Origin of the sequence: Lacticaseibacillus mingshuiensis (assembly GCF_016861785.1) — a bacterium.
Lineage (GTDB): Bacteria > Bacillota > Bacilli > Lactobacillales > Lactobacillaceae > Lacticaseibacillus > Lacticaseibacillus mingshuiensis.
The window spans coordinates 156,506-169,992 of record NZ_BOLS01000002.1 but is presented as its reverse complement, the minus strand read 5'-3'; the positions used below and the strand labels follow the sequence as shown (position 1 = coordinate 169,992).

The following is a 13,487-nucleotide window of genomic DNA, read 5'->3' as shown; positions in this document are numbered from 1 at the left end:
TTCTCAGTACTTCAACTGACGATCCGCGCGGCGCACTTCAAGGCCGAGTCGACCCACGGCCACAATCACGACCTGGTCGCCGGGCCGCGCGTCGTCCAGCACATGAAAATGGTAATGGATGCCAAACATCATGACAGCTTGTACGGGTGGTTCTGGTAGGATGAAAACACTGCCGATCAGCCGTTCATCAAGCATGGCCGTCCCTCCTTTATGAATGCGCTTCGCCAACACAATCATACGCCAAAACGTGGGAAAAAACAGGGTGCGAAGCCGAGCGGTTTTGGGGTGGGCAGGTAGTTCGGCATGGGCGGTTGATGGCGTACTTGGCCATCGGGCGACCAGGACGACTACATGACCCACCCCTGCTCGGCGAAGCCCAACTCAAAACAGGGTGCGGCGCCGAGTGGTTAGGGGTGGGCAGGTAGTTCGGCCTGGCGATTCACCGTCCGGGATTGACGCTGTTGATGACGTTTTACTTCAGAATGATAAGCCCGCATCCCGATTTCTGAAGAAGGGCTGGTTTTCCGCCCATAGTTCGCTACACTAACAGAAGAGCGTTCGCGAAAGGAGGAACCGAGATGCCGCGCAAACAAGTCAAACCAATCTACGCCGATACCTACCAGCGGCATCACCGCCGCCTCGTGCTGGCGGGTAGCACGGCGCTCGTGGTGGCCGCCTTGCTGGTGCTGGTCGTGGTGGTCATGCACCTGCAGAAGCCGCCTGCCTTGCGCGAGAATCCCGTTCAAGGTGTCGTCCTCAGTCAAGACGACGCGACGCAAGATTTTTCGGCCCTGAAGAAGGCGGGCCTGCGTTTCGCTTATCTCAAAACGACAGAAGGTGCGAGCTATTTTGACGATCGGTTCGCTGCCAATTATGACCAGAGCCGAGGCGGGCAATTGGCGATTGGCGTGTATCATCAATTCAGTTTCGACAGCACGCCTGCCGCACAAGCGCAACATTTCATCGCCAAGGTCGGCCATGACATCGGCACCTTACCCATCGGCATCGCGCTAAGTTATTACGGGGATTATGCCGAAAAACCGCCGGCTGCCGCCACTTTTCAGCGCGATCTGACCACCTTCATCAACCTGCTTCAGGCGCATTACAACCGGGTCGTGATCCTGATGGGCAGCGTGCAAGTTCTCAGGGCGGTGTCGACTGTGGCGCCATCTGCCGGCCGGTGGGTGACGGCGTCTGCCAAGCCAGCCCAGGCGCAGTACTGGCAATATGGCAGTGGCAAGATTGCCGGCCAGTCGCTGACCCGGGTCGCATTTCTTGGGACTGTCGCCAATTTTGCCAATCAATCTAACAAAACTGTTCGCTGAGTGTTCGCCAAAGCCATGGCATCGCCGCCGAATTGTTGGCATACTAAGCGGTGAGGTGAGTTCATTATGAAAAAATTTCTGATCGGGCTAGTTGTGCTCGTGGTTCTGGTCTTCGGCGGGTTGAAACTCTACAGTGTCACGAATTATGGCGGCACGTCGTATTACACCCAGATCACGACGGACGGCAAGAAGATCACGCAAAAAGACGATAACGGCGCGACCTACACCGATTATGAGTACACCCTGGTCGGCTATGACGAAAATGGGGCACCGCGGACCCTGAATTTTAACGCGAACAAGGCTCGGCCCCTGAAGAAAAACGCGTATCTCAAGCTGGTCTATAACGAGAAAAAAGGCGTCACCAGCTGGGAAGCAGTCGATGACGTCGATGTGCCAAAACAGGCAATGACCAAACTCGAACAGGAGTAACAAAAAAAGTGGGAGAGATGCAGGCGCAATTGCGCTGACATCTCTTCCACTTTTTGTCTATCGGTTTTTACCCGCGTTCGTCCGGGTCGTCTTCATCATCGGTCGGCCGGGGGTTATTTGGATTAAAGATCGCATAGGTCGCATCTTCCGCTTCATCATAAACGGATTCCGGCCCATGCGCGCCGTTGGTGATGATCAGCTCATAGCCGTAATGGTCGAGGAAGGTCAGCTTGGCCGTTGTGATCCCGGTGACCTGGCCAGGTAGGGAACGCCCGTCGATCTGAATGTCCAGCTCAGGCGAGACACTCAGCTGATGGCTTTTGTTGGTCAGCTCATCTAAAAACGCATATTTGCCCGTGTAGTGACCGGCCAGCGTCAACGCTGGGTTCGGCGTTGCTTTTGGCTTTTTCCGCAGCGCCTGGCTCAGGCCGCTTGCGAGTCGATGAAAGCCCAATGCCATTTTCGTCCCTCCTCGTTTCGTTCCCCATCATGATAGCACGAAGCAACGGAAGACGGGTAGGTTGGCCTGCTTTCTCAAGCAATTACTGTTAAAATGAAAAGTAATTGCAACAATTGTCATAAAAGGAGCGACGTTATGAAACTCGGTGTGATCGGCACCAACTGGATCTCGGAACAATTTGTCGCCGCGGCAACGGCCAGCGGGTTATATCAACTCACGGCTGTGTATTCCCGGCGACTCGATACGGCGGAAAAATTTATCGCCAAAACGGCGCCGGCGCGAGCCTATGTGGATTTGGGCGCGTTTCTTGCCGCGGACTTTGACGTCCTTTACATCGCCAGTCCCAACAGCCTGCACGCCTCGCAAACAATTGCTGGCCTGAACGCGGGCAAGCACGTGATCTGTGAAAAACCAATGGTCGCGGATCTCGGAGAGCTCGCGGCCCTTGAAAAAACGCGCGCAACTCACCCAACGCTGCTGGTCTTTGAGGCGGCACGGCATTTGTATGATCCAAATTTTGCGGTCATCAAAGATTACGTGCAGAAACAGCCGATCAGTGGTGCGACCTTGTCTTATGTGAAATATTCGTCCCGTTATGATGCCTACCTGGCCGGCGAGCAGCCAAATGTTTTTTCGCCAGCATTTGCCGGTGGGGCACTGATGGATCTTGGGGTCTATCTGGTCTATGCGGCTGTGGCCTGGTTTGGCGTGCCAAACACCGCGCAGTATTTGCCACACCTGTTGGCCAGCGGCGTCGATGGCGATGGGGTGGCGCGCTTTGTGTATGATGATTTTGCCGTGACAATGCTGTGCGGCAAGACGACGAATTCATACGCGCCAAGTGAGATCTATTCCGGGCGGGCCACACTGAGTTTCGACAGTCCCGGGGAATTAAATTCACTGGCGCTGATCGATGGGGCGCGCCAAGATCTGACGCAGCCCAAGGACGACAACCCAATGGCCGACGAGGTGCGGGTGTTTGCCCAAGCCATCGCGGCCGGCGACCAGGCATTTGCCCAACGCCAATTCGACCTGGCGACGCAGGTGCACACGCTGATGTGGCAGCTGCGCCAGCAGGCTGGGATTCATTTTCCCGGCGACCCGGTCAACTAGGAGGAGAACATGACAATTTCAGAGATCTTTCAGCCGCTGTGGCAGGCGGCCGGCTTTCAGGCCCCGACGCCGATTCAAGATGCGGTCTATGCGCCGCTGAAAAATGATGAGAACATCGTCGGCCTCGCTCCGACTGGCTCGGGCAAAACGCTGGCATTTGGCCTGCCATTGCTAGAAAAAATGGTGCCAGGCGATGGGCTTCAGCTGCTGATCTTGGCGCCGTCGCAGGAACTGGCGGTGCAGACGCGCGATGTCTTGCGGCCGTATGCGAAGGCAGCCGGACTGACGGTGCAAAGTGTGACCGGGTCCGCGAATGTGAAGCGCCAACTGGAACAACTCAAAGCCAAGCCGGAAGTGATCGTCGGTACTGCTGGTCGGGTATTGGAGCTGGTCTCAAGTGGCCGGCTGAAGCTCAGTGGCCTGCAGACGATCGTCATCGATGAGGCGGATGAATTGCTGCGCGACCCTGGGCTGGATCAGGTCCGCGAACTTGCGATGGCCGCGCCGGCGGAAGTCCAACTGGCCTTTTTCTCCGCCACGGCGAGCCAGATGATCAACAGCATTCCGCAGTGGTTTGGCCAAGAGGTGCACGTGATCGATGTGCGCGATATCGACCACACGCAAGGCGCCGTGCAGCATCTTTTCATCCAGACGGACAACGCCCACCGCGCGCTGTGGTTGCGGCGCCTCGCCCATCTGGATCACTTTCAGGCACTCGTGTTTTTCAATCAAAACGCGGTGATGGAAAGTGTCGCGCGCACGTTGCGGCATCAGGCCGTGAAATTCGCCATGCTGTCGCGCAATGACCGCTCGATCGTGCGGGCGCAGGCGTTGACGGCGTTGCGCAAGGGCAAGATCACGTTGTTGCTGGTGACCGATCTGGCTGGGCGCGGGCTCGACATTCCGAAGCTGCCGGCCGTGATCAATTATCAGGCGCCGAGTCGCAAGGAAGCTTACATTCACCGCGCCGGGCGGACGGGCCGCATGGGCGTGCCGGGCACGGTGATCACGCTGGGCGATGACCACGACCGCCGAGACCTGCAGCGCCTCTTGCCGCAATACGATATTCAGCGGGGTTATCTGGTCGATGGCAAATTATCGACGGCCGCGCCGGAAAACGAGACACCTGTTGCAAATGACGCGACAGCAACACCGGCAGCCGCCTCGACCCGCCCTGCATCGGCCCACCGCTCGGCCTTGGCCGCAAGTGAGGCGACCGAGCAAACTGTCCGGCCCGCACAGACGCCAAAGCCGCGCACACCGCATAAAAAAAATCGGCTGCGCGACCGAAAGAACAAAGGGAAGCACAAGCCGAAAGCAAAATAATTGGTTAGCGGTCGCCGGCACTCATTTGGCGGGCATCGATCGCCGCGCTATTGAGGAACCAGTGGCGGTGCCAGTCGCCGCTCAAGGCTGTAAAGGGCAGCGGCGTTTGACCGGCCGCAGCCACTTTTTCCAATAGGTAGTTGCGCATGATCCACGGATCTTCAAGTGAGGTCTGAGTCAGCGTCATGATGTGATCGAACTTTGCCGCTGAGATCCGGAGGTCAGCGCAAACCTGCGCTTGGGTCAGCCCGGTTTTGGCAAAATTCTCCGCGAGTTCGTGTTTGGTCGCGGCCTTTTGTTCGGGTGTTAAGGACATGATTTTGCTTCCTTTCAAAAGTCCCGGCTGTGGAAACGGTTTTACTTTCGCAAAGGGGACGTGTAGAGTTATCACTAAAGCGGCGTTCAGTGTAACATAAGCCGCCACTTCACGCCGTGTTTTTTCCCGGTGTGTCATAAGGGGGAACCATAATGGTCATTGAAACGGATGTTGATGTTCCAGTTGCATTTTTCTATCAGCGCGTGATCGCGTCTGTTCTGTACGATATCAAGCAGGCGACTGGCCAGGATGTGCCGGCGTCGAAGCTCCAGGGCTATTCTTACGGCAAGAGTTTTGGCAAAAACAAGAGCGGCCGTATTGTGATCACCAAGAACATCCTGAACAAGGGCTATGCGTTTGAGACGCGGACGGCCAGCGGGACTTACTCGGTCGATTATGACATTCAGGAAACGCAAGCCGGCACGACGCATGTGGTCTACAACGAGACCAGTGAGTTCAATAGCGCCAGTCAAAACGCCAATCAGGGCATCATGGCCTTTGTCTTCGGCCGCCGTCGCAAGCGCCAATTTAAACTGATGATGGACCAGATCGCCGCCAGTTACCGGGACGGGTCGGTCGGGGCGTAAAACCAAGTGAAAGGGCGGTTCACATTGACAGCCTTTTCACTTTTTGGCAAAATGGGTAAGTTCGCACTCTTAGCTCAGCAGGATAGAGCGACCGCCTCCTAAGCGGTAGGTCATCGGTTCGATTCCGATAGAGTGCAGTCGTGGTCGTGGCACTGGCAAAGGTCAGTTGTCGCGGCCTTTTTCATTTAAACGGAGGTGAGTGGATGTCTGTTTGGCAGAATTTACTTGAAACAGCCGGCGCAAGCTTTGCGCTTCTTGTGGTCGCGACGGTTGGATTGTCTTGGCTCAATGGCCTTTTGGTGCAACACATTGTGAACCGGCGCGGTAAGGCCTCTAGTCAGCTTTGGTTGATGAAACCAGGTCTGCTCGTGCATGAGAGTCTGCACGCGCTGGTCGGCAAATTATTCGGGTTGCACATTGCGGAATATTCGTTGCGCCCAGATGCAAATGGCCGAACCGCGGGACATGTGACGTTCACTTATTCAAAAAAATCGTTGTGGCAACGGCTGGGCCTGAGTGTTGCCGCCAGTGCACCGCTGTGGGGCATTTCCGCGATCCTAGTGCTGAGTGGCAAATGGATCTTGTGGCCGGGTCAGCCGTGGCGGGCAATCAGTGTGGCCACAATTTCCGCGCCTTGGTGGCAGATTTTGCTTTGGGTGGGGGTGGCGCTGCTGCTTAGCTTTGGCGCAAATCTGTCATCGCAGGATCTAAAAGGGGCGGCGAAAGGATTGCCGTTTCTCGTGCTCGTCTTGCTTGCGATGTTTGCGCTTAGCTGGTGGCTCGCGCCTGCGTTGTTGCTCGGCTGGCGGCAAGTGAATCTTGTGGCGTGTGGCGTTGTCTTGCTGCTTGGGTGTTTTTCCGGACTGGCTGCGGTGATCACTCGGTGAGCTAAGGCACTCGGCGCCGCTCGCCCGAAAGCCCCGTGCCGCACCCTTTTCAGTCGGGCTCCGGTGCGCATGGTCGAGGTCTCTAGGTACGCCTGTCACTCGGGCTAAATGCGCCCATGCGCCAAGCTAGCCTAGTGACTCGACCATCCCGCGCACCTGCACACCCTTTTCAGTCGGGCTCCGCCGAGCAGGGGTGGGACATGTAGTCAAGCTGGTCGCCCGATGGCTAAGTGCGCCATCAACCGCCCAGCTCGAGCTACCTGCCCACCCCTAAGCGCTCGGCTGCGCACCCTTTTTCAGTCGGGCTCAGCCGAGCAGGGGTGGGACATCTAACTGGCTTGTGCACTCGAGGCGAAGACCGCCTCAAGCACCCAAGCCAAGTTAGCTGCCCACCCCAAAACCACTCGGCGCCGCACCCTTTTTCTATGACACGCGGTCTATATCGGTCCTTGGCCTGAGGTGACTGGGGCGCGGCTGTGCGATGATCGTACCCATGTGACAAAGCGTCGCCCAGGCGGCGTTTGCGGCGTCTTGGCGTCAACCAGCGGATGTGCCTCGTTTCAATTTTTTGCAGGCGAAGTGACAAGACGTAACGTGCTACTATAAAAGAGATAACTGGCAAGATCGATCATTGCGACGGGGGAGTCCTTCAGTCGCCGCCCGACCACTGTCAATTTTTATGAAGGAAGTGCTCACGTGCTCGAACTTAAACACATCAAGAAATACTATCAAGTCGGCGACACGCTCACCAAGGCGCAAGACGATGTTTCGGTGGCGTTTCGCAAGCAGGAATTCGTCGCGATCCTCGGGCCATCGGGTTCCGGGAAAACAACGATGCTCAACATCATCGGTGGGCTGGATCGCTATGACTCGGGCGACCTGCTGATCAAGGGCAAGTCGACCAAGGATTTCAAGGATGCCGACTGGGACGCCTACCGCAATAATTCGGTCGGCTTTATTTTCCAGTCCTACAACCTAATCTCCCATCTCTCGATCATTCAAAACGTCGAGATGGGCATGACCTTGTCCGGTGTGGCCAGTGCGGAAAAGCGCCAGCGCGCCGAAGATGCCCTGATCCGCGTCGGCCTCAAGGATCACATGCACAAACAGCCGAGTCAGCTTTCTGGCGGCCAGATGCAGCGTGTGGCCATTGCCCGCGCGATCGCGAACGACCCTGAGATTCTTTTGGCCGATGAACCAACCGGCGCGCTGGATTCCGAGACGTCTGAAGAGATCATGCAGCTGATCAAAGAATTGTCCCAAGAGCGGCTGGTCATCATGGTCACGCATAACCCGGACCTCGCGCATAAATATGCCGACCGGGTGATCGAGTTTGCCGATGGACGCATTCAGCACGACTCTCATCCCCATGTCGAAGGTACAAAGTCCGACCAGTTCAACCTCAAGCGCACCAAGATGAGTTACTTCACCGCGCTTAATCTGTCGTTTAACAACATTCGGACGAAAAAAGGGCGCACGTTCCTCACTGTTTTTGCCTCAAGCATCGGGATCATCGGCATCGCCGTGGTGCTCGCGCTGTCCAACGGCTTCCAAAAGCAGATCAACCAGACGCAATCCGAGGCGATGGCCTCCATGCCGGTGACGATCTCGCAGGTCGGCTCCGACAACACGGCCATGACGGGCACGTCGCAGAAGAGTTTTTCCAAAGCCGACCAGGTGACGGCCAAGACCTCTGCGGCGGATAAGGCGCAGCATGTCAATAAGCTGTCCGATGCCTATCTGGACTATGTGGAAAAAATGCCGGCGAAGGATGCCAAAAACATCGCGGTCTCATATGGCACCGGCATGAACCTGATGCGCGAAGTCGATGGTAAATACAAGACGGTCTCGTTCTCCAACAGCAATCCGGACAGCACGACCTTCAACGCGTCTGCCATGTTGGCCAGCACCACCGGCGTTGGCGGGAGTATTTACCCGATCGATCGCGATGGTAAGCAGAGTTTTCTGAAGACCTATTACAAGACGATCGCCGGGAAGTATCCGACCAAGGCGACCGATTTGGTGCTGGTGGTCAACAAGGACAACAGCATCAATATCAACGCGCTGAAGAACCTTGGCTTCAACGTCAAGGAAAATGAGCACTTCGATTACGATCAGCTGGTTGGCACTCAGATCAAACTGGTGGCCAACGACGACTACTACACCAAGTTGCCGACGGGGACTTACATCCCTTCCCAAAAGCTCGACGACCTGGCCGCAAAGCCGAAGACCCAGACGCTGACCATCACCGGCATCGTGCGCGTGAAGTCGAAAAACTCGGATGGCCTGTTGGCGGCGGGCGTGGCCTACAGCAGCAAGCTCACCGAAATGGTCCTGAATGAAAACAAGGACTCGGCGATCGTCACGGCGCAAAAGGCAAGCGCGACCAACGTGATGACCGGCCAGACGATGGATGCCTCCACAAAGGCAAGCGTCCTCACCGTGCTTGGCGGCAGCAGTACCCCGTCCTCTATTCAGATCTATCCGACGACCTTCAAGCTCAAGGACAAGGTGCTTAGCTACCTCGACAAATGGAACAAGGGCAAGGACAAGGCGGATAAAGTGATCTACACCGACTTGGCCGGGACCGTTTCCGACATGACAGGCGGGTTGATGGACGCGATCACCTATGTGCTGGTGGCCTTTGCCGGCATCAGCCTGGTCACCTCGATGATCATGATTGCGATCATCACTTACACCAGTGTGCTGGAGCGGACCAAGGAGATCGGTGTGCTCAAGGCGTTGGGCGCGCGGAAGAAGGACATCACCCGCGTGTTCGATGCAGAGACCTTCATCCTCGGCTTTGGTGCCGGGCTGTTCGGAATCTTCGTCGCGTGGCTGTTGACCTTCCCAATCAATATTGTGCTAGAAAATGTGACCGGCTTGGCCGGCGTGGCGGTGCTCAATCCCGTCCATGCCATCGTGCTCGTCATTATCAGTACCATCTTGACCCTGCTTGGCGGCCATGTGCCGGCTCGCATGGCGGCCAAGAAAGACGCAGCCGTGGCGTTGCGCGCAGAGTAAACTTGCTTCAATGCAAAATCGCTCATCCAACCGCAAGTTGCGGAAGATGAGCGATTTTTGCGTGGGACGGACATTGTCAGGTGCGCTTTTGAAAAATAGTTGGCGTTAGGCCCAATCCCCATTGCGGAAAACAGGAACGATGGTGCCGTCCGCCTTGATGCCATCGATGTTCATTTGCGCGGAGCCCATCATGAAGTCGACATGGGTATCGCTGCGGTTGAGGCCATGCGCGGTGAGCGCCGCATCATCCATGCTGGTGCCGCCTTTCACTGAAAATGGATAGGCGGAGCCAAGTGCCATATGATCGGAGGCATTTTCGTCATAAAGCGTGTTGAAAAAGATCAGGCCGGACTGGGAAATCGGCGATGGATCCGGTACCAGCGAGATCTCGCCCAACGAGCGGGCACCGCGAATGGCGAGCAGATGTTGCAACACCGCATCCCCCTGGTCGGCATGCGCGTCAACGACCTGCCCATTTTCAAAGGTGAAGTGCATGCCCTGCAAGATCGTCCCAGCGTAGGAAAGCGGCTTGGTCGAGGCAACGGTGCCATCGATGCGGCGGTTATCCGGCGCGGTGAAAACTTCCTCAGTCGGCATGTTGGCCATGAATGCCTCGCCATGATTATTTTGCGTGCCGCCGCCAGCCCAGACATGGTCTTTTGGCAAGCCGACAGTCAGGTCTGTGCCTGGGGCTTGATAGTGAAGATGGTCAAATTGCTGGGCATTGAGCCAGTCCGCCTTGGCATGCAATTTGGCATTGTGGGCCTGCCATGCAGCCTCGGGATCATCTTGGTCGATACGCGTGGTCTTGAAGATTGCTTGCCACAGGGCGGTCGTTGCGTCTTCGGCGGACAGTTCCGGAAAGACTTTTTGTGCCCATTTTGGCGAAGCCGCCCCGATGATCGTCCAGGAGATATCATTGTTGGAGATCGCATTGATGAGTGGGGCATAGACTTTCTGGAAGGCGTCCTGGTAGCCAGCGATGCGGGCGGCGGGCAGGCCCGCTAAATTGTCCGGATCGGCCGAGATCACGGTGATGCGCTTGGCCTGATGGGCGAGCCAATACTCAAACTGGACGCCGACGTGTGGCGGAATGTTGAACAGGCGCTCCTCGGTCATGTTGGCCATGTCCAGTCGCTTGAGCGTGTCGTCTTGCCACTGCACCTGAACCTCGGCAGCCCCGCGGTCATACGCGGCCTTCACGATGCGGCGCGCCAGGTCGGCCTGGTCGACCGCGACCTGAACATACACCGTGTCGCCTGGCTGGACCTTCACGCCAACATCAACGGCCAATTCGGCATAGCTTTGAAGCGCTTGGTCAAAAGTTTTCTCTGTCATAGTCTCCCAACTTTCTGCTTGTTTGCTTAACTGTACCATAGAAAGGGTGCTCCGCCGACTGGAAAAGGGTGCGGAGGGGCGCGGGATGGTGGTGGGATAGACCGGACTGACAAATGCCAGGGAGGCGCGTCGACCGCGCCACAAAACGCGCCGTAGCCGGCTTGAACCATTCACGGGGCGAATGTATCGAATATAACGAATATAATGTGAGACCCTGAGGCAAATGGCCGCCAGTCCTTGTTATACAAGCTCTTCGGGCAAGGGATGAAGATAAACTTCATAATTCGTGGTATTTAATGATTGCGTTTCCGCTAGACTTTGGTAAAATAACGTTAAAAGTTGCTGTAAATGTAAAGAGTCGGTGTAAAGACAGGACGCGGTCGGCAACTGCTGTCGTCTAGTGTAAGCAACGAAAGTGGGGGAACACTTTGGCACGGAAGAAAACGATCACCAAGGATCAGATTCTGACGGCTGCATATGATCTGGTTGTTGAAGAAGGATTCAAGAGCTTTACAGCGCGAAATATTGCGCGGGCCATGAATTGTTCGACGCAACCGATCTACCTTGAATTCACCTCGATGGGCGAACTCAAGCAAGCTGTCATGGACGAGATCAAATCAACGCTTCGCACGAAAATGGCGCGGCGTTTCACCCAGGATCCAATCGTCGATCTGGGATTGTCCTATATTAATTTTGCGCTGGAAAATCGGCCGCTGTACCGGGCCGTTTTCGTCGAGGACCACTTCGGCGTTGACGAGATGCGCGAATACGCACTTGGCACCGCGATGGAGCGCCTGCAAACATATGCGCCGGCGCAGCATCTCAGCGACGAGCAGCAGCGCAACACCATCTCCGGGCTGTGGATCGTCGCAACCGGCATTGCCAATCTGATGGCGCCGGGCTTCATCGACATCACGCGCGAGCAGATGATCGATATTCTCAAAGCGGTCATTCACGACTTTATCGTCAACGGCCGTTTCTCCGACAAGGCAAGCATTGTGGATCTTTCCACGACCTTGGCCGGCTGAACCGAAAATTGAATGTGGGAACTGGCCATTGGCTGGTTCTTTTTTGATTCTCTAGGAAAGGCTAGGCCACCATCCCGCTCCCCGCCGCACCCTGCCGCTTTTCCCTTGCGCCGTCCCTTTGGTTGTTGTAGCTTAGCTATGAGGTGACCCGTGATGAAAAAGACGATGCTTCAGCAGCTTTTGCGCGATCAAAGCGTGATGAAAAACGACACCGCACTGGATGCGCTCAAGGCGCAGGGCAAGGCGCTGCGGGACACTATTCCGGCGGAGACACTGGGCGAACGGACACTCAGCGGGCGTGATCCGGTGGCTTACATCGAGGCGATCGAACAAAATCTGATTCAGGAACTCATGCCGCAGCGTCATGCCAAAATGGCGGCGAGTCCGGCTGCGTTTTTCCGTGGCACCGCCGAATTGATGGCGTATGACCTGAGCCATGAGCCGCAATCAGGCATTCGTGTACTCAGCGATGGGGATGCGCATCTGCAGAATTTCGGGTTTTATGCTTCGCCTGAGCGCAACTTGCTGTTTGATCTCAATGATTTCGACGAAGCCGCGCCGAACTCATTTGAATTCGATCTCAAGCGGCTGGCCACCAGTGTTTATTTGCTGGGCGCCCAGCGGCATTTTGATGAAGCGCCGATGGATGACTTGGTGCAAAATTTAGTGCGTACGTATCGCAAGGCGCTGAAGCACGCTTTTAAGGAAGGGGCGCTTGAACGGTTTTACGCCTCGTCTAATGTTGAGCAGCTGCTGGCGGCGTTGCCGGATGAAGACGATGTCGAATTCGTGAAGCGGGTGATGGCCAAGGCGCAAAAGCAGACCAATGAATCGGTCGTCGCCAAATACACCGAGCGCGCCACAGCCACGCGCCTTCGTTTCAAGGATGCGGCCCCGCGATCGGTGCATGTGGAGCCGGGGCGGGAGATCGCGTTGATGCGTGGGTACCTGGATTATCAAAAAACCACCCGCGCGGATATCACCTTGCTGCTGGGCCAATATCATGTCTCTGATATTATTCGCCATAGTGTTGGTATCGGCAGCTTTGGCACGTACTGTTACCTGATTCTGCTCACTGGGCTTGGTGGTAGTCATCTGGTCCTGCAGGTCAAAGAGGCACTGCCACGACGGCGCGAGCTTGCGCCAAACAATCTCGCGGTGACCTTGGATCGCGAAGTCAGTGAGGGCCAGCGCATCATCGCGGCCCAGCAAATTCTGCAAAAGGCTTCCGATCCGTTTTTAGGCTGGTTCAACTTGGATGGAAAAAGCTTTTATGTCCGCCAGTTCCGGGATATGAAGGAATCCATCAACCTCGACCGCCTCGAATGGGGGCAGTTTGAAGCCTATTGCCGCATCTGTGCGTACCTGCTGGCGATGGCGCATGCGCAAAGCCCAACCGCCGCGGTGGCCGATGGGTACCTTAACCGCGACGTCGATATTGCCATCCAAGGCTGGGCGAAGGACTACCTGCACCAGGTGGTCGATGACTACGCCGCCTTTGTCGCAAAATACGGCGTGGATCAGTGACCGGCGCAGGCCAGCCATTTTTCAAGCAATTTACTTGTGTCACCCGAAAATGAGTTTTACAATTATCAACAATAACTGAACGCGTAACGGCTCCTTAGACCAAACTAGGTAGGGGAGTAGTGACGCG

General features: G+C 56.2%; 13 protein-coding genes and 1 tRNA gene. 10 read left to right on the top strand and 4 right to left on the bottom strand.

Features of this window, described 5'->3' with window-relative positions; translation table 11 throughout:
• Window positions 1–3: 3 nt before the first annotated feature.
• A complete protein-coding gene (locus tag JUE67_RS02370; protein ID WP_203627015.1) occupies window positions 4–195 on the bottom strand; it encodes a hypothetical protein in 192 nt (63 codons plus the stop codon).
• Window positions 196–578: 383 nt separating this feature from the next.
• Here JUE67_RS02370 and JUE67_RS02365 point away from each other — a divergent pair, with 383 nt between their 5' ends.
• On the top strand, window positions 579–1,325 hold the full coding sequence (locus tag JUE67_RS02365) for a GH25 family lysozyme (RefSeq protein WP_203627013.1): 747 nt from the start codon (window positions 579–581) through the stop codon (window positions 1,323–1,325).
• 66 nt (window positions 1,326–1,391) lie between these two features.
• The gene (locus tag JUE67_RS02360) at window positions 1,392–1,754 is read left to right on the top strand and encodes a YxeA family protein (RefSeq protein ID WP_125696955.1); all 363 of its coding nucleotides are present in this window, start codon (window positions 1,392–1,394) and stop codon (window positions 1,752–1,754) included.
• A gap of 67 nt (window positions 1,755–1,821) precedes the next feature.
• Here the strand turns inward: JUE67_RS02360 and JUE67_RS02355 are convergent, their stop codons facing one another.
• Complete coding sequence (locus JUE67_RS02355; RefSeq protein ID WP_203627011.1) at window positions 1,822–2,214, bottom strand: DUF4828 domain-containing protein; 393 nt, start codon at window positions 2,212–2,214, stop codon at window positions 1,822–1,824.
• Between the two features lie 135 nt (window positions 2,215–2,349).
• Here JUE67_RS02355 and JUE67_RS02350 point away from each other — a divergent pair, with 135 nt between their 5' ends.
• Entirely contained in the window at window positions 2,350–3,327 is a 978-nt protein-coding gene (locus JUE67_RS02350) for a Gfo/Idh/MocA family protein (RefSeq protein ID WP_225877915.1), read from the top strand.
• Window positions 3,328–3,336: 9 nt separating this feature from the next.
• Complete coding sequence (locus JUE67_RS02345) at window positions 3,337–4,653, top strand: DEAD/DEAH box helicase (protein WP_203627007.1); 1,317 nt, start codon at window positions 3,337–3,339, stop codon at window positions 4,651–4,653.
• Between the two features lie 4 nt (window positions 4,654–4,657).
• Here the strand turns inward: JUE67_RS02345 and JUE67_RS02340 are convergent, their stop codons facing one another.
• Window positions 4,658–4,969, bottom strand: a complete 312-nt coding sequence (locus JUE67_RS02340) for a DUF2316 family protein (protein WP_203627005.1) — start codon at window positions 4,967–4,969, stop codon at window positions 4,658–4,660.
• 152 nt (window positions 4,970–5,121) lie between these two features.
• Here JUE67_RS02340 and JUE67_RS02335 point away from each other — a divergent pair, with 152 nt between their 5' ends.
• The 4 genes from JUE67_RS02335 to JUE67_RS02320 all read left to right on the top strand — a co-directional run bounded on the left by JUE67_RS02335 (window position 5,122) and on the right by JUE67_RS02320 (window position 9,467).
• Window positions 5,122–5,556: a DUF3284 domain-containing protein gene (locus JUE67_RS02335; protein WP_125696960.1), complete on the top strand. Its 435-nt coding sequence runs from the start codon at window positions 5,122–5,124 to the stop codon at window positions 5,554–5,556.
• A gap of 63 nt (window positions 5,557–5,619) precedes the next feature.
• A tRNA-Arg gene (locus JUE67_RS02330) sits at window positions 5,620–5,693 on the top strand.
• Window positions 5,694–5,759: 66 nt separating this feature from the next.
• Window positions 5,760–6,443 (top strand): hypothetical protein, encoded by a 684-nt coding sequence (locus JUE67_RS02325; RefSeq protein WP_203627002.1) that lies wholly within the window; start codon window positions 5,760–5,762, stop codon window positions 6,441–6,443.
• Window positions 6,444–7,139: 696 nt separating this feature from the next.
• A complete protein-coding gene (locus JUE67_RS02320) occupies window positions 7,140–9,467 on the top strand; it encodes an ABC transporter ATP-binding protein/permease (protein ID WP_203626999.1) in 2,328 nt (775 codons plus the stop codon).
• 105 nt (window positions 9,468–9,572) lie between these two features.
• On the opposite strand, the gene JUE67_RS02315 is transcribed toward JUE67_RS02320, so the two are convergent.
• Window positions 9,573–10,805, bottom strand: coding sequence for an aminopeptidase (locus JUE67_RS02315; protein WP_203626991.1), 1,233 nt, complete (start codon window positions 10,803–10,805; stop codon window positions 9,573–9,575).
• Window positions 10,806–11,233: 428 nt separating this feature from the next.
• On the opposite strand from JUE67_RS02315, the gene JUE67_RS02310 reads away from it, so the two are divergent.
• Window positions 11,234–11,833, top strand: a complete 600-nt coding sequence (locus JUE67_RS02310) for a TetR/AcrR family transcriptional regulator (RefSeq protein WP_203626989.1) — start codon at window positions 11,234–11,236, stop codon at window positions 11,831–11,833.
• A gap of 153 nt (window positions 11,834–11,986) precedes the next feature.
• Entirely contained in the window at window positions 11,987–13,360 is a 1,374-nt protein-coding gene (locus JUE67_RS02305; protein ID WP_225877914.1) for a DUF2252 domain-containing protein, read from the top strand.
• The last annotated feature ends 127 nt before the right edge of the window (window positions 13,361–13,487 follow it).

Bases quoted from the DNA above. Each gene is read 5' to 3' on its own strand.
- JUE67_RS02360 (WP_125696955.1), top strand. From the start codon at position 1,392: ATGAAAAAATTTCTGATCGGGCTAGTTGTGCTCGTGGTTCTGGTCTTC.
- JUE67_RS02335 (WP_125696960.1), top strand. From the start codon at position 5,122: ATGGTCATTGAAACGGATGTTGATGTTCCAGTTGCATTTTTCTATCAG.
- JUE67_RS02355 (WP_203627011.1), bottom strand. From the start codon at position 2,214: ATGGCATTGGGCTTTCATCGACTCGCAAGCGGCCTGAGCCAGGCGCTG.
- JUE67_RS02370 (WP_203627015.1), bottom strand. From the start codon at position 195: ATGCTTGATGAACGGCTGATCGGCAGTGTTTTCATCCTACCAGAACCA.
- JUE67_RS02365 (WP_203627013.1), top strand. From the start codon at position 579: ATGCCGCGCAAACAAGTCAAACCAATCTACGCCGATACCTACCAGCGG.
- JUE67_RS02325 (WP_203627002.1), top strand. From the start codon at position 5,760: ATGTCTGTTTGGCAGAATTTACTTGAAACAGCCGGCGCAAGCTTTGCG.
- JUE67_RS02350 (WP_225877915.1), top strand. From the start codon at position 2,350: ATGAAACTCGGTGTGATCGGCACCAACTGGATCTCGGAACAATTTGTC.
- JUE67_RS02340 (WP_203627005.1), bottom strand. From the start codon at position 4,969: ATGTCCTTAACACCCGAACAAAAGGCCGCGACCAAACACGAACTCGCG.
- JUE67_RS02305 (WP_225877914.1), top strand. From the start codon at position 11,987: ATGAAAAAGACGATGCTTCAGCAGCTTTTGCGCGATCAAAGCGTGATG.
- JUE67_RS02345 (WP_203627007.1), top strand. From the start codon at position 3,337: ATGACAATTTCAGAGATCTTTCAGCCGCTGTGGCAGGCGGCCGGCTTT.
- JUE67_RS02315 (WP_203626991.1), bottom strand. From the start codon at position 10,805: ATGACAGAGAAAACTTTTGACCAAGCGCTTCAAAGCTATGCCGAATTG.